Origin of the sequence: Bradyrhizobium sp. 138 (genome assembly GCF_023074075.1) — a bacterium.
In the GTDB taxonomy this organism is placed as follows: Bacteria; Pseudomonadota; Alphaproteobacteria; order Rhizobiales; family Xanthobacteraceae; genus Bradyrhizobium.
Genome location: NZ_JADPKT010000051.1, coordinates 1 through 17,298, shown reverse-complemented (window position 1 = coordinate 17,298; position 17,298 = coordinate 1). Strand labels below are relative to the sequence as shown.

The 17,298-nt window shown below is 58.0% G+C and carries 15 protein-coding genes, 4 pseudogenes and 1 other annotated feature; of the genes and pseudogenes, 11 read left to right on the top strand and 8 right to left on the bottom strand.

The window, feature by feature from the left end:
• Positions 1-239: 239 nt before the first annotated feature.
• The 4 genes from IVA79_RS18260 to IVA79_RS18245 form a co-directional block, all read right to left on the bottom strand.
• Positions 240-668, bottom strand: a complete 429-nt coding sequence (locus IVA79_RS18260; protein ID WP_247555110.1) for a hypothetical protein — start codon at positions 666-668, stop codon at positions 240-242.
• Between the two features lie 74 nt (positions 669-742).
• The gene (locus tag IVA79_RS18255) at positions 743-1,189 is read right to left on the bottom strand and encodes a hypothetical protein (protein ID WP_247555108.1); all 447 of its coding nucleotides are present in this window, start codon (positions 1,187-1,189) and stop codon (positions 743-745) included.
• Positions 1,179-2,138 (bottom strand): hypothetical protein, encoded by a 960-nt coding sequence (locus tag IVA79_RS18250; RefSeq protein ID WP_247555106.1) that lies wholly within the window; start codon positions 2,136-2,138, stop codon positions 1,179-1,181. The genes IVA79_RS18255 and IVA79_RS18250 overlap by 11 nt, the downstream gene beginning before the upstream one ends.
• A gap of 75 nt (positions 2,139-2,213) precedes the next feature.
• Positions 2,214-3,575 carry a hypothetical protein gene (locus tag IVA79_RS18245; protein WP_247555105.1) on the bottom strand — a complete coding sequence of 454 codons (1,362 nt, stop codon included), beginning with the start codon at positions 3,573-3,575 and terminating at the stop codon, positions 2,214-2,216.
• Positions 3,576-4,144: 569 nt separating this feature from the next.
• Between IVA79_RS18245 and istA the strand changes: the two are divergent.
• A pseudogene (gene istA, locus IVA79_RS18240) lies at positions 4,145-5,418 on the top strand (IS21 family transposase); the annotation flags it as partial.
• A gap of 72 nt (positions 5,419-5,490) precedes the next feature.
• On the top strand, positions 5,491-6,234 hold the full coding sequence (locus IVA79_RS18235; RefSeq protein ID WP_247555103.1) for a hypothetical protein: 744 nt from the start codon (positions 5,491-5,493) through the stop codon (positions 6,232-6,234).
• Between the two features lie 117 nt (positions 6,235-6,351).
• Here IVA79_RS18235 and IVA79_RS18230 read toward each other — a convergent pair whose 3' ends face one another.
• Positions 6,352-7,056, bottom strand: coding sequence for a hypothetical protein (locus tag IVA79_RS18230; RefSeq protein ID WP_247555101.1), 705 nt, complete (start codon positions 7,054-7,056; stop codon positions 6,352-6,354).
• A gap of 90 nt (positions 7,057-7,146) precedes the next feature.
• Here IVA79_RS18230 and IVA79_RS18225 point away from each other — a divergent pair, with 90 nt between their 5' ends.
• The 5 genes from IVA79_RS18225 to IVA79_RS18205 all read left to right on the top strand — a co-directional run bounded on the left by IVA79_RS18225 (position 7,147) and on the right by IVA79_RS18205 (position 10,401).
• Positions 7,147-7,347: a hypothetical protein gene (locus tag IVA79_RS18225; protein WP_247555099.1), complete on the top strand. Its 201-nt coding sequence runs from the start codon at positions 7,147-7,149 to the stop codon at positions 7,345-7,347.
• A gap of 1,265 nt (positions 7,348-8,612) precedes the next feature.
• The gene (locus tag IVA79_RS18220; RefSeq protein WP_247555096.1) at positions 8,613-8,963 is read left to right on the top strand and encodes a hypothetical protein; all 351 of its coding nucleotides are present in this window, start codon (positions 8,613-8,615) and stop codon (positions 8,961-8,963) included.
• Positions 8,964-9,192: 229 nt separating this feature from the next.
• Positions 9,193-9,429 (top strand): DUF2188 domain-containing protein, encoded by a 237-nt coding sequence (locus IVA79_RS18215; RefSeq protein WP_247555094.1) that lies wholly within the window; start codon positions 9,193-9,195, stop codon positions 9,427-9,429.
• A gap of 335 nt (positions 9,430-9,764) precedes the next feature.
• Entirely contained in the window at positions 9,765-9,977 is a 213-nt protein-coding gene (locus IVA79_RS18210; RefSeq protein WP_247555092.1) for a hypothetical protein, read from the top strand.
• Between the two features lie 247 nt (positions 9,978-10,224).
• On the top strand, positions 10,225-10,401 hold the full coding sequence (locus IVA79_RS18205; RefSeq protein ID WP_247555090.1) for a hypothetical protein: 177 nt from the start codon (positions 10,225-10,227) through the stop codon (positions 10,399-10,401).
• 348 nt (positions 10,402-10,749) lie between these two features.
• Here IVA79_RS18205 and IVA79_RS18200 read toward each other — a convergent pair.
• Positions 10,750-10,945: pseudogene (locus IVA79_RS18200) on the bottom strand (IS3 family transposase); the annotation flags it as partial.
• Between the two features lie 322 nt (positions 10,946-11,267).
• Complete coding sequence (locus IVA79_RS18195) at positions 11,268-12,329, bottom strand: TlpA disulfide reductase family protein (protein WP_346658191.1); 1,062 nt, start codon at positions 12,327-12,329, stop codon at positions 11,268-11,270.
• A 203-nt stretch (positions 12,330-12,532) separates the two neighbouring features.
• On the opposite strand from IVA79_RS18195, the gene IVA79_RS18190 reads away from it, so the two are divergent.
• From IVA79_RS18190 to IVA79_RS18180, 3 genes and pseudogenes are all read left to right on the top strand, one after another.
• A complete protein-coding gene (locus IVA79_RS18190) occupies positions 12,533-12,778 on the top strand; it encodes a hypothetical protein (RefSeq protein ID WP_247555088.1) in 246 nt (81 codons plus the stop codon).
• A 194-nt stretch (positions 12,779-12,972) separates the two neighbouring features.
• Positions 12,973-13,107 (top strand): hypothetical protein, encoded by a 135-nt coding sequence (locus IVA79_RS36995; protein ID WP_346658190.1) that lies wholly within the window; start codon positions 12,973-12,975, stop codon positions 13,105-13,107.
• Positions 13,108-13,895: 788 nt separating this feature from the next.
• Positions 13,896-14,283 (top strand): annotated as a pseudogene (locus IVA79_RS18180) (ectoine synthase).
• Positions 14,284-14,412: 129 nt separating this feature from the next.
• Here IVA79_RS18180 and IVA79_RS18175 read toward each other — a convergent pair.
• Positions 14,413-15,484, bottom strand: a pseudogene (locus IVA79_RS18175) (IS3 family transposase); the annotation flags it as partial.
• Positions 15,099-15,214, bottom strand: a sequence feature (AL1L pseudoknot). It overlaps the preceding pseudogene by 116 nt.
• Positions 15,485-16,160: 676 nt before the next feature.
• Between IVA79_RS18175 and IVA79_RS18170 the strand changes: the two are divergent.
• A partial coding sequence (locus IVA79_RS18170) for a formyltransferase family protein (protein ID WP_276577502.1) occupies positions 16,161-17,298 on the top strand: 1,138 nt, incomplete at its 3' end.

Below are 17,298 nucleotides of genomic sequence, written 5' to 3'. Positions count from 1 at the left end.
TATCCCGGCGGCCGTCGAGGCCATGCGCCAGTATTGGATGCCGATCCGCTACGCCCGCGCTGGCTAACAACTGCCTACGTGGCTGCTCATGCCGGTTACGGCCAACCCAGCGCGTGAGGTGACCGAACTCCTGAGCGAGGCCGCTGCGGTATCCCCTGCGACTATCGGGCCCCAGAAAGACGTAGCCGAAGCCTGGTCGTTTCTCGCGAGTCCGCGATCGAGAGTCGAACGGGCAAACCTTAATCCTCGATGACGGATTGACAGGTTCGCACATCTGGTCTTGCCGAGCAGTTATAAATCATGTGATCTCCGCTGCGCGTGCTGCGGTCTAGCCGTTCACGAGCAGTGCGCTGATGCCTTGTCACACCGCTCGTACCCGCACTGTAGTTATCGCAAATCTCAAAGTCCTGCCCGACCGCAGAAAAGTGCGGAGCCGCGGCGAGCCATTCCTCGATGATGGGATGTAGGAGTTGAGCATCGATGGCACAAAGCTGCTCGATGAATGCCCCGCTGCTCACTCTCTTTCCAACCATCGTCGAGCTCTCGGGCAAGGGCGGCCAAGACGCTTTGCGCACCGGCGCGATAGTGATGGCTAGCCTTCGAGCGCGCTGATCAACGCGCTTGCTGAGCTTGTTTTTAGCGTCCCGCATCTGTGCCAGCAATGCCATCGGATCAGCCGTGCGGTAAATCTCTTCGCTGGCGGTAGCCTTCGCTCTGACCGGTACTATAAACTCAAGGACTCTCAGCCGATTTTTTCCAAATCGGCCAGGCACTTTTCCAGGTTGCCCTTGGCTTCGTTCAGGAGCCTGTGCGTTTCGCCAAGTCGCTTAAAGTCAGGTTTCACTGGGCCGGCAGCCACGGCGCTGAAGTGTTGGCAAACAGTTGTGAGATCGTTCGATATGTCCTCGAGAACGAACGCTATATTTTCGAGGGGCACGAGCTCCGAGAAGAAGCTCTTCGAAACAGGGTCGTCCTGACCGGTGGGGCCCTCGAACTTCACCTCGACGAATGGAACGAGAACATCGCGATTATCACGCGCAGCTCTGCCTACACTCATGACCAGCGAACTGAAGGTTGATGATATGTAGGTGAGCCGGTCGACTAGGGCGCTTCCGTATAGCATGACGGCATCGGGGTCGCTTTGCGGCTCATCTGGGCTCAAAGCACCAAGATCATCTTCAGTCGACATGTTCGCTCTCCTCGCCGTGTGGATGCAGTATCCCCACGGGCAATGAGGCAGCCGGTTTCGAATTGCTCACCGCCTCAATCGTGTAAAAGCCATGGGCCTCGGCCTTTTTTGCCTGCACAACCGTGACTGAAAAGCCTTGATATGAGTTTTTCGTCGGAGCCTTTAAGTATCCGGGCGCTGAAGGTGTTGGTCCGTGAAGATGGAGCAAGTAATCTTCAAACGCGCGACACGCGTTCCGTAGCCCCGCGGAATCATGAGTGTGCACCGAGCCGTGAAGCGCCAAGTTGAAGAAATCCCGAAGAACAACGGCGTCTGCTACAACGTGCTGAGGATGAGCGGCTCCGACTCGCGCGAATGTCTCTCTCACCTGCGCGGGTAACCGGTCGCGGTTCTTCGTTTCGCGCTTTTCGCGCCTTTCCAGCTCGAGCAAGCCGCCACGGGTCAGGGCGAACAGGGCAAATTTGCCTTGGGTTGTTCGTTCGACGAACCGCGCATTAGTCATCAAACGAAGAATCCTGCTGAGATTGGCATCTCGCAGATGTAGTCTCTTCGCGATCGTCGCCTTCTCCATCTGTCGGGACGGCGTGTCGCGGAGCAATCGAAGTATTGGCACCACGTGCTGACGATGCAGGACCTTGCTTGGACGTGCGAGCTTGGACGTGTTTATCGACATATGTAGAAGGTCGTAGAATGCTCTGAAGCGCTCCGCATAGGCAGTATTCCGAGCGCCAAGCGTTGCGCTTATCCGTCGCAGGATATCGAACCATTCTCGCAGCTCTTGGTCACGCCGGCGGCTCTCCAGGGTGTTCCAAACCCACGCTCCTAGAGTGGCGTAGAGGCGCTCCAGGCTTTTTTCAGACCCCTCTTTGAGGAGCTCGGAAATGACGTGCCTGGCTTCGCTCGCCGTCGCTTCGCCCGTCTCTACCTTTTCCAATGCTAGATCCGACATGGGCTAGCCCTACATCACAACGGTTAATAACGCTTTACAACGCTTTACTCTGATTTTAGTCCCTGAATCTAGTTGTCAAGAGCCCCATTTGTAGGCGGCCCAAACGGTGTTCTGGCCCAGTTCCTTGACCGAAACCGCGGCAGGTTCTTTGAGTAGAGGTAATATAGCACCTATGCGGTGATCCATGAACGTCGTCTGGGTCGGATGCTGTACCACGAAGCTGCGGGTACCGAACCTCACCTCAACTTGCGCCGCGGTGGTCTGGTGGCCCTGCATTGTGCGGTCGTTACCCATTGACGGGACGAGCATGACATCGACGTCGAGCTCACTAAAAGGCGTCTGGCACACGTCACAAAAATCCAGGCAAATGGCGACCGCGATCAATGCGCCTTCTGTGGCAAGGACACATACCCGGTCGCCAGCCGTGATATTTTCCATGCCCCAACCATCGTCGGCGTAAGGCGCGATCTTGTCGTACCTCAAGCGCTCCTCTCCGTAGCCGTCGTAGATCCGGGCTCGGTTGACGGTCCCGTGGTCGGTTTTCTCATGCCAAGTCCCTGGGATCAGAATTTCCGGGGCTTCGAGCTCGTCCGTAACATCACGGTCTCGAATGAGCTCGACGATCTTCGCACGCAGTTCCGGTGAGACAGTTAGCTCGGGCCAGACAACTGCGATGCAGTTCTCGTTCAGGGCCTGAGCAATCTGCTCAGAAATTGCGTCGTCTGCTGACGGCGCTTCAACGCTGGCGACCCTGAAACGCTTATCGCCTGCTATGGAGCAAAACTCTGGCTTGAGCTCTAGGGCCTTGAACAGGCAAGCACCCATCTTCCATTTGCGCGCGTCTGAAGCCGTCGTATGCAACGTGCGAGTATCCACGACCTGGACAGGGTAGCCCTGTATCACAGCAGGCAAGATCCGATGGAAGAGTAAACCCCGCTTCGAGTAGGCCTGAAGCCTTCGAGCTGGGCGCAGTGCGCTCACGCCTTGCCGCGGAATGAACCAGCATCCAAGCTGCTCGAGGTGCCACTCACTCGGCGCAATCGGCCACTGCGAACGCCGCTCAGCAAGCACCCTGTCGATTTCCCGTATGAGGCCGCCCATCCTTGACGCTGCCAGCTCAGGCGTCTCATCGGACAACGACCACGAGAGATGGCCGTCTCCTATTGAGGAGGCGAAGCTCTCTCGTGCCTCCTCGATTCGCTTTTCTGTGAGATTCCGATAGGCCTTGTGCACGCTTCCCGGAGCATTCCTAAACAACATGTCGAGCTCGATGAGCGCTCGCCTGAGCTCATCCCGACTGGCATTCGTGATCAGCTCCTGCCGCTCGGCAAGCTTTCGCGCTCCATTCTTCCAGGCGTCAAAGGCTGACGTTTCGGCTTGGCTATCCACGGGCCCAGGCAAAGTTTTCGTCCAAATCAGACCAACAATATTTTCCATCGATAGGCGTGCGCGAACGATTTTGCAATCCACTCGACTAGTTGCTCACACTTCTCGGTCCCGTGCCGAGCGGCCAAGCTTTCCGCTTCCGGAGATGCGCAGAGCCGCGGGGAAAATCTGCGCGAAATACGGCGGGAGCAACGAAAAGCTGCATCCTTCCTCTGCGAGGAAAAGCCGTGGTACCTCGGGCATGGCACTTCTGTCAGTGCCGCAACTACTTCGCGGTCCAGATTACTGAGACCTGGTGGCTGCGGGCGTGAATCCAACTCGCCGATTATGGATCAACTGCAGGCGGACTACTTTCAAGCACATCGCTTCGCAGCCGGTATGCCGGAGCTTGCGCCAAGCCCGACTGGCCATACACTGACAGCAATAGAATCGTGGGAAATCGATCGCGCTGAACGCAGGGGCCTGACAAACGGCGACACGCACCATTACGGCCGCTACGTCGTAGGGATGTGTTTCGGCATGGAATAAGGACCCCGTTTTCGGGGTGATCGGCATCCAATCGGGACCCCAGGATAAGGGTCCACAGTGGCTTCCATCGAGTCATGGAAGCCGAGGTTGGGATGCTGGTGGTGGAGACGATTGGTAAGATCCGTCGCGCCTACTTTGTTGATGGTCGTCCGATCAAGGCGATCTGCCGAGAACTTGGCGTATCGCGGAAGGTGGTTCGCAAGGTCATTCGTTCTCAAGCGACGGAGTTCCGGTACGAGCGCGAGACGCAGCCGCTCCCGAAGATCGGTGCCCGGAGTGCCGAGCTTGATCGGTTGCTGGCAAGGAATGAGAGCAAGGCGGCGCGGGAACGGCTGACGCTGATCCGGCTATTCGAGGAGCTTCGCGGCCTAGGTTATGCTGGCGGCTATGATGCGGTTCGTCGATACGCCCGACGGTGGAGCAAGGAACGCGGCACCTCGACAGCGTCGGCTTATGTGCCGCTGAGCTTTGCACCAGGCGAAGCCTACCAGTTCGACTGGAGCCATGAGGTGGTGCTGTTGAGCGGAACCACCGTGGTCGTGAAGGTCGCTCACGTTCGGCTCTGCCACAGCCGTATGCTGTTTGCCCGGGCGTATCCGCGAGAGACGCAGGAGATGGTGTTCGATGCTCATGACCGGGCGTTCGCGCTGTTCAAGGGCACCTGCACCCGCGGCATCTACGACAACATGAAGACCGCCGTGGAGACGATCTTCGTCGGTAAAGGGCGTCTCTACAATCGCCGCTTCCTGCAGATGTGCAGCCACTATCTGGTCGATCCGGTCGCCTGCACGCCAGCGTCTGGCTGGGAGAAGGGGCAGGTCGAGAACCAGGTCGGGCTGGTCAGGGAACGCTTCTTCACGCCGCGGCTGCGGTTCAAAAACCTCGACGAGTTAAACGCCTGGCTGCTCGACAAATGCATCGCCTACGCCAAGGCTCATCGCCATCCGGAGCTGGCCGATCAGACGATCTGGGACGTGTTCGAAGCCGAACGCCCCAAACTCGTTCCCTATGCCGGCCGGTTCGACGGCTTCCATGCGGTGACGGCATCGGTCTCGAAGACCTGCCTGGTGCGCTTCGACAACAACAAGTGCTCGGTCGCAGCCAGCGCAGTCGGACGGCCGGTCGAGGTTCAAGCCTATGCCGATCGCATCGTGATCCGTCAGAATGGACGCATCGTTGCCGAGCATCCACGATCCTTTGGCCGCGGCGATACCGTCTACGACCCCTGGCATTACGTGCCGGTGCTGGCCCGCAACCCGGCGCCTTACGCAACGGTGCTCCCTTCAAAGACTGGGTGCTGCCGGCCGCGATCGAGCGGATCCGGCGCAAGCTTGCCAGCATCGACGATGGCAATCGGCAGATGGTCGTAGGGCGTGACGAATGCGCCTGACAATGGCATGTTTGGCAAGGCACAATTGGGGCTGTATTGATGTGGCGGGTGAGCGATCGAACATGGAACGCGGCGGTAGGTTATTTGGCAGCTGTTGTGTTCTCCGGCGTCGTGGGCTTTGCGCTCGGCGCTACCTTCTCGACAGGGTGCCCGCTCGATCCACAAAACGCGCCGTTCGGTTGTGCGGAGTTTCTGATCTCCAGGTATCAGACGATGATTGCTGCCGCCATCGCAGCCATTGCCGTGTTTCCCGTTTGGCGGCAGGTGCGCTTACAAGGAATGCAGACCGATATTCTGAAGAGCGATGCACTTCGCCATCGCATCGCGACGCTGAGTAAAATGCGAGACGATCTTGGCGCGCAGGCTGCGGTCGTGCGGCAGGAGTTACAGTGGTATCCGGACTACATCAAGACCTTGAGCTTTTGGGTGCACGAGACGGCTGCGCAGGTTGACCGCTTCCTAGATTTCGTCTCCGACCAAAAGGCGCTGCGGCTTGATGGAGAGCGTGTTGCAGCGGCAAGGGCTGATCTGATGGGCAAGCTGAACGCGCTCTCGCGTGATCTTTGGGTCATGAACTGGGATGTCCATCTGGATGGTGAAGACGCTCCCGACGAAGAGCAGGCACAGAAGCTGCAGGCGGAAGCAACAACCGCGGAAGCGAACTTGGAAATGACAATCGGAGCTACACTCCGGAGCGTCGGTGCTCTGAACGCGGCGATCTCCGAGGACATCAGCGACGCTCGAACGAAGCTACACGCCCTCAGCGAGAGCCTCGTTACTCACGATGCGTAGCCGCCGCGATAGTTGGCAAAAAAATGTAAGCCCCATTTTCCACTGCGTTGCCAGCGCCCGTTCCCCCGTGCCCCCCGGCAATGCGGGTGTTCGAGCGGCCCGTGCCTCGCCAGCGCATCAAGCAGTCTGGGGAGTACTGATGAACTGGAGGAACGCTCTGCCCACTGCGGTAGACTTCTGGCTCATGATCGAACCGCCCGACATCATGACCTTCGACGATCCCACGACGAGCCCCTCGGCTTCAAGCTCTGCAACGATGACTTCAAGCAGGTCTTCGCGCTGTCCGAACTCCGGCAGGGCAGCCAGCAGCACGGGCCAGAAGGAGCCCATCATCATTCCTTTCGCGTGCGCCACCATGGCGGGTGAGGCGCTGGGGTTGTCCATTGCCTTCAGAACGCGAACGTGAGCCGTTGAGAACCTGCCGACGTAACCCATGAACCTGCCACGCAACACATCGTCGATCGCGATGCCTGCGGCGGTGTTGAGCACCACGTTTCGGAGAGCATCGAGCCGTTCTTGATCTTGCGCCCGCATCGCCTGATCTGTCGCCTCGTACACGACGCCAACGAACGCTGGGTTCTCCCCTAACGTTCTCGGATCGAAGCCGTCCAACCGGTCCTGAAGGTCCTGAAGACCCTTACCGATCTCCTTGAACCATTCCTCCTGCCGCTTCCTCAGCGGCTCTCCGATGGCGCGTTCAAGAATTTCTTGAAGGGCATCACCAACGAAGGGCACTGCAGCAAGGCTGACCTTGGCAACTGAGTAGCCGAACCTGCCGGGCGCATGGTCCGGGAAGTCGGGCAGTCGCTTAGGTGTGTCCACGTCTAACCTCTTGCTCCGCGCCTTTGGAGGGTACATCCACTCACGCAACGGATGATCGTATTTTCCAAGTTGTCCCCCGATACTTCGATCGTGACAGCAGAAGCCGACACGGCGATAGGGCGCAAACAGTATCGGTTCGGGTTGACTTCGATCAGCCGACATATTGGGTCGAGCGGCCTGATCTCGCTCGATCGACTATTGGCACTCAAGGATCAGGTTGAACCGGCGGGAATTCGAGAAGCACGCCTGGCGGCGGAGAACGCTACACCTGACCCTGAAGTGGGTTTTTAGCGTCGCCGAGAGGGGCATCAACCAGTCGAGGCGGCAATGGGCGGCTGTCAGCAGTTTGTACCGCCCGAGGAGTGGTATTTCGGCCCGATGCCTCTCTCTCGTCGCGCTGTCCTTGAGAGTGTCCTTTTTGATGCGATCGCAACGCGGGTTGTCAGCGAGGCGACGTTGGTCTCAGCTCAGGTAGAGCCCGCGCATGACTGCGCAGCCCCTGAGAATACGTTACGAGTGGCCTTCCGCTTCGCCGTCACGTCCGAAACGGGCGATCTTTTGCATAACGGAAGAGATGGCCTCAGAGCTCAATATTGGCTTTCTCCGCAAATCGGCGATCGTGCTACTCGAAACCTCGTTGATCACCTTGGCGATCGTTTCTCAAGATCAATCTCACATGGCTTGAGCCTTCGAGAAAGCACCATGAACGCTGCCACTATCGTGGACGCAATAGCGCTTCCATCTACGAAGGTTTGGGTTTGCGAGGATTAGCTAAGATCGGGCGGGCAGTTCCTTGAAGTACCAAGATGGGCGGCCACCGAGAATGAACCGAACAATCCTCGCATGTGGAGGTGGACGCCCTTGGCCACGAGGTACGAAGTGAAAACGGCATGGATGACGCCCGATCAGGCAGCGTGGATACCTGAGTGCAAGTCCGACCGCTCCGATCAAATCCACCGGTGGGGCTTCACCTGATAGACGCCAGCCCTCGTCGGTGCCTCGACGGTGCTACGGAAAGCTGCAACGGTCCACGTGGTGCACGTTCGATCTTCGATATTTTTCGCCCATAGATCAAAGCCTTGGGCAGGGCGGTAGGCGGTCCCACCCCTTCCGCCACCAAATTCCAGTAACGTCCTGTTCATTAACTTAAATCGAATTGCGATAGACACTGCCCTAGCGAGAGCCCAAGCAGTCGAGCGGCGCGCGGGAAACGCCCTTGTTCGCGAGACGAACCACTGGCGAGACGGCGGCCGCAGCAGCCGACCAAATCGGCCACCAAACCGCGAATCAGGGAACCGGCTGCCGAAGCGCAACTCACGCGCGCAAGCGCTAGAATTCAGTTACCCAGCCTTGCAAATTTGAGGAGAAGTTCCCATGTTCACGAGATGTCCTAACGGACATGAAGTGACCCGGAAGGCGGTGAGACGCCGACCGGGCCTGAACCCCACCTCGACGGCAGGGAGTTTGTGATCACATGGACAGTAACTATTGGTTAGACAGTAATTGTCAAGTGGCTGCAGTCGTTCCTGTCGTCCTTGTTATCAAGGACCAAGACTTTGGCTATCAATTTCGAAACGGGTAATCCGCCCGCACTGCTCAAGGCCTTCAAAAAAGCGATCGACGAAGGCCACGTAGTTACCTGGGCTTACGACAAAGACGGCGATTTTTACCACACGCCCGATCAGTGGCGCGGTCGCGGTTGGCTGCGGCCCACCCTCTACACCGGGCAGCTCACGATGAACTTCGTCAAGAACAACACTCTGCGGACGTCGTCCGCCGACTACGCTGTTCTGCACGGCCGTTTCATCGAATCGATGCTGACGCATTGTGACAAGCTCTTCAGCAATGCAAGCGCGACGGCGCTCCCTTCCAACGCCGACTCCATTAACACGACCTCAGCCGCGTAACAGACTGGCGGGCGGTCGCGCTTTGTTGCGCGCGGCCGCTGGCTGGAGGAGTTGTTATGACACCACACCAAGCTGCAAACGAGATCCGCCGACTTCTGCGGAATGAACTCGACGACTGCGACCGGGCGATCCGGAGCGAAAATTTGTCTCGCGCGCGAGGCGAACTCGATGATGCGATGCGCAAGCTGAAGCGTATCGCCGATTCCCTTCAATGATAGGAGCAAACGACATGTCGAAACGGCAAGTGTTTCATTCGGTCCCGAAAGGCAATGGCTGGGCTGTGGAGCAAAGCGGCAAGGTAATTTCCAATCACCGCACGCAGGCTGCGTCTGAGTCCGCTGCGGTCAAAGCCGGTCATCGTGCCCAAGACATCGGCGGCCTCGGTCAAGCGGTGCTTCACAAGAGCAATGGCCAGATCCGCGAAGAGCGCACATACGGGGCGGATCCTCGCAACACCAAAGGCTAATGGCGCGGCGTCGCTCCCGATAGCAGGAGCGGCGTCACTCCTCCAAAACAAGAAAGGCAGGGACAAGATGTCCAAGACTCGCTGGATCTATTCCACTCAAGGCGGTGCGGCATTCTACCAAGCCGGCGATTACATCTATTCGATGGACGGCACGGCGAAGTATTACGTTCGCAATGGATGGTGGTACGAAGTTGATGGCGGCGCGCCAAGTTTTGGATCAAAGACAAATGGGTATACAGCACCGAGGGCAACGCGGCACTGTGGTACGGTTAGGTTGACGTAACCGCGAATCGAAAGTGGAAGTGAATGGGGCCGAAGGCTGCTCCGAGAGAGGAATGATGAAGGCTGATTGGAAGACTGCGGATGATCTTCGCGACGATATCAAGTCCGGCAAGGGGTTGAATTTGGGTGAACTGCTCGTTGATTTATGGGAGCGCGTCGACGAGTTGCAGCGTGATCTCGCGTCAGTTCGCTCGAAGGTCGACAAGCTCGAGCACAAGACCGGCATTTCAAGCGACCCAGGGTCGACCGGCCGCTCTGGGGATTAGGAACTCCAGCGTCCCGTTGTGCGAACACGCGAGTGCACCACGCGCCCCCGCGATTGGCAGGGTGCCCCTGGACTATGGGGCGACCTCAAACAACCGTCGAACAGGTCGAGTCGGCAGTCATGTACGGCGACCACAATGGCATCACGGTCGGCGTGAGCGAGGAGGGCTGGCGCGCCCTGGCAGAGTACAAGAAATAGCTCGATGTTCTGGAATAACGCTGGCTGGCTATGCCGCAGTGGTTTCGACTGTGGCCATTCTCTTTTCAGCCGGCAGCCTGATCTACACCAAGCGATCCTATGATCTCAGCGTTGCGAAAGAACTGCGCGAAATGTCGCTCGCCACCATAGGCATTCGCAACGGCGAGACCAGTGCTCCGGCCCTCCGGCATCAGGGTTTACGCCTTTATGGGCGCTGCGTTGTGTAACCCTTGAACGGCTCTAGAAGCAGACATGCCGAAGCTCGCGACCGAGAACGCGAGGAGCGTCGCATTTTGCGAAGTTGGGCGATCGGAAGGGAATGGTCCACCTACTAGAAATGAGGGCCCAAGTCAGCACCGGCTCTTTATTCCATTTCTAGGCATCTGTCGTTCTACCGGCCCATAGCACTCGTGGTATCTGCCCAATGCCGGGGTGTTTACACCGATCCTGCTCGCCCATAACGAAGGGGCATGCCGCCCGAAAACGACGGCGCATACGCTCTAGCAGAGAAAGAAGATCAGCCGCGGACAAGAGCGGAACCGCCGCGACCATTCCTCGACGATGGGAATGTAGGTGAGCAGCATGTGGACACGACGGTAGCAATAGCGAACACGAACATGACAGATCTCCTTGATGCGTTCTTCAAGGGCAGCCTGGCCGGAGCGACGTGACCCGTAATGGTAGGTTGACCGGTCAAACTCGAGGGCGGATCAGGGCCCGCCACTCACCGCGAACCTCGTCGACCAACTTGCGCTCGCGGCCGGGCTTCATGATGGTCTGTCGGGCCGAACCGGCGCACACCGCCTGGGGGTTTCGACGGCGAAAGGGTCACAACGATGTTTCGGAACAAGCCTCAATCCGTCTTTGGCGCGGCGCAAATAGTTCCGTGGCAAACCTTCTCACCTTTGTAGTTGGCCAGCGCCTGAACCAACGAAGAGGTGTCGTGCTGTTTCTCTTCAACCGGGATCGGCGCAGAACTATCCAGCGACTTCAGCGCTGCCTCAACCAACTCGATCGCGCGATCCTTTTTGCCGCTCTCGTAATAATACTGAGCGACCGCTGGATAGGTCAGGTAGTTGAGGCCGTCGCCCCGTTAGGAAGGATTCAGGGCCAGGATATGTTCGGACAGCTCCTTGCCCATCTCAAGGCGCTCAGCCCGCGGGAAGTGGGAGTTATCCTTCGCCGGATCGAACAGTTGGCGCAGAGCCCCTTCCATCCATTCCTGGTCGTTTTTGTCGATCGCGTCCCGAACCAATTGCCGTATGACCGGCAAGCCGGATCGCAAGTCACGCAACTTATGAAGCAACAGATCCGCACGGAGCATGCGCAAGCCAAGGCTTTCTGGCGTCACAGCGAGGAACTCTTCGACCGCCGAAAGCGCCCTACGCCAATCGCCGGCATCCAGGGCAGTCTTAAGTTTGAGGAGGGGTTCGCCTTTAGCGATCCGCTCGGCATCGGCGGCTTCAGCTTCATCGCTGGTGCGCCACGTGCCCGTAAGAATTCTTGGAAAGACATCATCGAGCTGCTTCCAAGAGCCAATAAAGGCGATGTGGCCGTCGCGATCGACGACGAACAAGGTGGGAATCCCCACAGAAAGGCTGCGATCCATCCAGAGCTGGTTCATCTCGCCCGTGTAGTCGAACCCAATCCGGTAGTTGAGATTCGGCATCTTTTTGGTTAGCCATGCGTCCAACTTGCTTCGGGCCTCGTCCGCTGTCCCAGCATGTTCATGAGTTGCGAGTCCAAGGACCTCAACTCCGCTGTCTTTGTATTTCTTTTGTAGCTCAGCCAGATACAACAGCGCCTCCGCACAAGATCCGCACCAAGTTGCCCAAAATTCGACGATGTACACTCTCCCCCGCTGGAAGCTGGTGACGGGTTGGCCACGCAGCCAGTTCTCCACCTTGATCGCAGGAGCTGGCGATCCTAAGCCCAGCAGCATGTTTTCGTCCAAAACGATTGCCCGAGGCCGCGCGACATTTTCCGCGCGCTGACCGTTGATCGTAGCTGGGGCCTGTGGCGATAGTACTTTGGTGAAGGTGGACTGCCCAGCGAGCTGGGCTGCACAGGTCGGTTGTGCCACGCCAGTTGCGACGAGACTCACTAGCACGAGTAGCAAGTTCGTTTTCTCAGAAATGAAGCGGGTTGGTTTCACGGAAGCGTCTTGCCTCTTTGTGCGCTGCGGAGCTCAGTGTTGCTGCGCGTTGATAGCAATATCTGTGCCAGCATCATTTGCACAGTAAGTGTCGCGGCCCGCAATCCCTCCCATGTATGGATGGCGATTGGTCCGCGCGACTGGCGACCCAAGATTACGCGACCTCGCATTCAGATCATGCGTTTCGGCCCGAAGGAATCGACATGGGCGTTCAACACCACAGCATCGAAGGCGGTCAAAACCTATTCGCCAGCCAAAACCATCGTCGACTTTTAAGGAGCGGTAAGCACCAAAAGGCATTTTACGATTCGAATACCGGCTTTGCACATGCGACGCGGGCAATGAAAGACGCGCTCAAGCTACGCAAGGCGGCACCCTCCGAAATCGCAAAGTACGCCATCGACGCCGGCATCAAAAAAAAACCGTTCAGCCGCGCATTGAGACGCTGACCATCAATGCGTAAGCTACTGAAGAATGTCGAAGCTTCCGTCCGGGGGCGCCTGCTCACTCTCTCGGAGGAGCGCAATGAGCCGTTCGACCTCCTGCCCACGCGTAACGCGCTTGAACGATTGCTCTATCGGCTCAGCATGAGCAAGTATAAGTAAAAAGTTTTGTACTCAAAGGTGCGATGCTGGTGAGGCACTTGCTCGATGATCCGCATCGACCCACACGCGACCTTGACCTGCTCGGCTTCGGCGAGCGTGATCCGCAGCTCACACCGGGCTACTTCAAGGAAATTGGCTCTATCCAAGCCGAGACGGTCTTACGTTCAACCTGATACGGTCCGTGACGACTCCGGCTGTAAGCTTCCATCAGGTCTGTCGTATCGACCTTGCGCGACCTACTCGACGTCGCGTTCCCAAGTGGTACGAAGCTGGTCCTGAAAAGACGTGCTCACGCAACCATTTCGCCTGAAGGTCGCCCCTGATGGATCTTCAGGTTGGCGAGATGCGCCTTCATGCCCTCAATTACCTGTTAATTTGCATTACGTTGCAAGGTGGATCCTGGTGGCAATAGCGTTTGGTTTGGCGAGACGCACACAATCGGAAGATGGACCACCATTGTCCATTGCCCCCGCAGCGGTCCTATGTTGAGGCGTGTCTTGCTCAAGACATCGATGCCGCAAACCTGACGGCAGGACGCCAGCTGGCGCGGTAAGAGGCGCATTGTTTTTTCAGGAGTGTTTTCAGAACGTCGTTGGCACATCGGTTGCTTGAGAGGGGGGGTCCGTCACGACCATAACAATCTGGCAGCTCACTTGTAAGAGTTCAGATGAAACTTGCTCAATTGATCCTGATGCAACCGCGGCTGCTGCGCCGCCCTCGCGGCGAGCTCTCTCATCTTATAATTGGGTTATGGCTTCTCGGGGAGCTCACGCCGCCGTATCAGCAATGGGCGCATGGCAGTGGAGGACATGGATCGGCGGGCGTTTGACAGCCGGCCCCGTCCAAATAGACATACCTTGGGTTCCCGCTTCGGGAGGGCGGAAGCCGCGCTTCTAGTTCAGAGCAATGGCCTTCGCTTCCACAATAGTGACTTGGACCTGTATTCGTGGAGTCAACCAATATGATTGTGCGTAGCCTGCACGATGTTGAAGCGAGCGATTACTTTGTCGATTGGGGCAACGGTACTAGCCACCGCCTCCTGACGGCGAAGGACGGCATGGGGTTTAGCATCTGCCACACCGTAGTGCGCGCTAACACCGTCTCGCTTCTGCAATACCGTAATCATCTCGAAGCTTGCTACTGTATCGCCGGAGAAGGCGAGGTAGAAGACATGGCCGGTAATGTCTTCCCTATTCGCACAGGCGACATGTATGCGCTTGACAAGAATGATAAGCATCTCTTGCGCGGAGGGCGGGACCAAGGATCTGATCCTCGTTAGTATCTTCAACCCGCCCCTCAACGGAACCGAGCGCCACAAGCTCAACGACCCGGCAGGCTCGGCATATTAAGCAAGGTGAACTGCCCTTAGGCGTTCTCTGGAGGCCATTTGGTTCGAGTTATGCTGCTATGGTGTGGTCCGGCATGGCCTTGATCGGCCTCGGTCGGGGCAATGATTGCGATGGTCCCAGGAGCGGTCAATTGTTGACCAATCGATCCACTCCAGGGTGGAAATTCGACAGCCTCGAAGCTTCGCCATGGCCCGGCCGATGGGTCACCTCGGCGTTGTGGAGGCAGTTGACGGTCCTGCGAGAGGGTCGTTATGGGACTCGCACTGTCGACAGATGCTCCGCGCCTACTTCAGTCAGGCACTCGGTATATCTGATCGAGACGTATGAGGCGGCCCCTGTCGCTATGGTCCAGGAGACCCGCGACGGACCAGCGCCATCGAGGCTGCTCCAGCCCAGGAGCACGAAGGGACGCTTTTCGTGCGCTAGGCCAGCCCACGATTCTTCGAGCATAGCGGCCAATCACAAACGCGAAGTGGAGGAGCCGGTCCATGTCGCGAGATAGGTGAAGTCGGAGTGCCAAAAGGGCATCCGGGGGTGACGCCTTAACTGGCGGCTGACGTAATCCCGGTGGCAAGCCGATGTCGCTGATCATGGACTTGACGGGCTTGCCGCGGATGATTTCTTGCAAACCCATGTCCCGCATGAATGGAGAGACTGCGGGAGCGCGCAATGTGGAAGATCTCTGCGCTTGGGCTGGCGCCAGATCTTGCGCACTTCGATCACGGAGAAGTGCTGATTGAAGACGGGCCGAACCTCGACGTCGGCGCCGCGTCTTCCTGGGCGCGCGCTGACAGCTGATCGGCATGGTAGGCCGAAGGGGCGCTCGGCAGGAACTTCGATCGGCTAGCCCAATTGCGCCCCATGATGATCGTCAATGAAGCCGATCATAGCTTGGACACGGCGGTCGAGCCCCGCCATCGCAAATTAGGCGCTTGCCTTGCGCAGGATCTAGTTGGCCTGCCAAGCTCGTGTTTCCCCCGCTCAACCGCCTTCTTCTCGGTCGGAACGCCTGCCCGCTGCCCGCTATCAATTTCCGCCTTCTTGACCCAGTCATGCAGCCTCTCCGGTGTGTAGCCGCTCTTGACCGCAATCGCCGCGCCCAGCGCGACGAGTGCTCGCTGGCGTGATCCAGAACCAGCCGAATCATAGGGGTCCGGACCTCGGATGAAAACGTTCGCCGTCTTGCTCGTCGCGGCTCCATCCTCTCAGGATTCGGAGCCTCCGGCAAACCTGGCGCGCGGTTCAACACCCTGTGGAGTTGGCGAATCGTCAAACTCTTCGAGCCAGAGGAATGCGCCAACGCGCAAACGACTTCGCAGCCGCTGGAGGTGAGCCCCATCAACCAGGACGCCCTCTAGGCCTATACTGCGAGAGCCACTGGCCTCAATCACGCATTATCGGAAATTCAAGAGAGTCACACCCGACAGGCGGTGCGGCCGCAAGCCCTGGGCCGATTGATAGCGCGCTCAATTGGTACGATGTCCGACGAGGTCGGATAAGTGACATAGCAGTGTTAGGGCTAGCATACTGAGAAAGAACGATTCCTCCTTTGGCACAGTACATGCGTAGTCTCCTCTATGAAGGCGCGTTGACTGAGGAGCTGTCGTCCGATGATCTCTACTCAGACCAGGCTGAAATGGCAGTTGCGATTCTGCCGGAGACGATATCTGAGGCGTGCGGCCTGCCCGCGACATTGGGAAAATCTTGGCTGCGCCGAAGAGCTTCGATACCGCCAATACCCCTATATTGCGCAAGTGACTGCGGGCGCGGTTATCCTGAGCAAATTCGAACCAGTGTGGCTGATTTGAGTCGCTTCGTCGCGCGATGCCCATGGTGGGAATGCCCAGCTTGACGGATTGACTGCAGGAGCGGTGAAGATGTCGTATCGGGTATCTCCGGCGCGCGGGAGTGTCTGCCAACCAGGCGATCAGGACAGGCTACCTGCGCGATCGATCTCCTCTGCCGTCGTTGTCGGCAGTGGTACGCTCGCCATCAGATGCGTGCAGCTGGCAATTGAGATGGGCCACGTCATTGGTGCAGCATTGTGTGCTGACGGCGTATTCCGCGATTGGGCTGTTCGCTCGAACATCCCGTCGATAGCAAGCGTTGAAGAGCTCTCTTCTTTTCTGAAGGCCGCGCCGGTAGATTTCATTTTCTCAGTTGCCAATCCGTTCATACTGCCACCGGATGTATTGGAGTGGGTTCGTCGAGGTGCTTTTAATTACCACGACGGTCCATTGCCACGATATGCGGGAACGCACGTGACGTCCTGGGCGCTGCTGGCCCGTGAGACCGAATATGCTATCACGTGGCACTTGATCGATGACGGTATTGATGCCGGTGACGTTGTGGTTCAGCGCCAGGTGTTGATTGCGCCCACCGATACGGCACTGACCCTGAATCTCAAATGCCATGAAGCAGCAATCGAAGGCTTTCGCGAGCTCTTAACTGGCCTCGAGAACGGGAAGCTTCTAGCCTATCCGCAGGCACTGGTGGACAGAAGCTACTTTCCGAGACATCGACGCCCAGACTCCGCAGGCTGTCTGCGATGGGATCAATCCGCGCAAGAGATATCGGCGATGACACGGGCCCTAGGCTTTGGGCCGTATGGCTCTAATCCAATGTGTCTGCCCAAGGTTCTCATAGGCGATCAGGCCGTCAAAGTCGGGAACTTGAAGGTGTTGGCTCGAAGCGCGGGCCGTCCGGCAGGCTCCCTGATTGAAGTCCACGCGAGCCATTGGCGTGTGGCGACGGGCACCGAGGATGTCGAAGTTTGCTTTGAGGAACCCGATGGGCAGATGCTGGACGCGCGAGCCCTCGCCAGGCGCTTCAATGTGGATGAAGGTAGTCGCCTTCCGATCTTGAGCGATGAACAGGCGCGGAGCATAACTGCCATCCATGAAATGCTGGCGCCCCTGGAGGATTTTTGGCGACAGCGGCTCGGGCAGTTTAGGACATTGCGTCCTTCTTTCCTGTCATCGTCCGTGGCCGCGGCCGCCCGAATGGCAGTCGAGT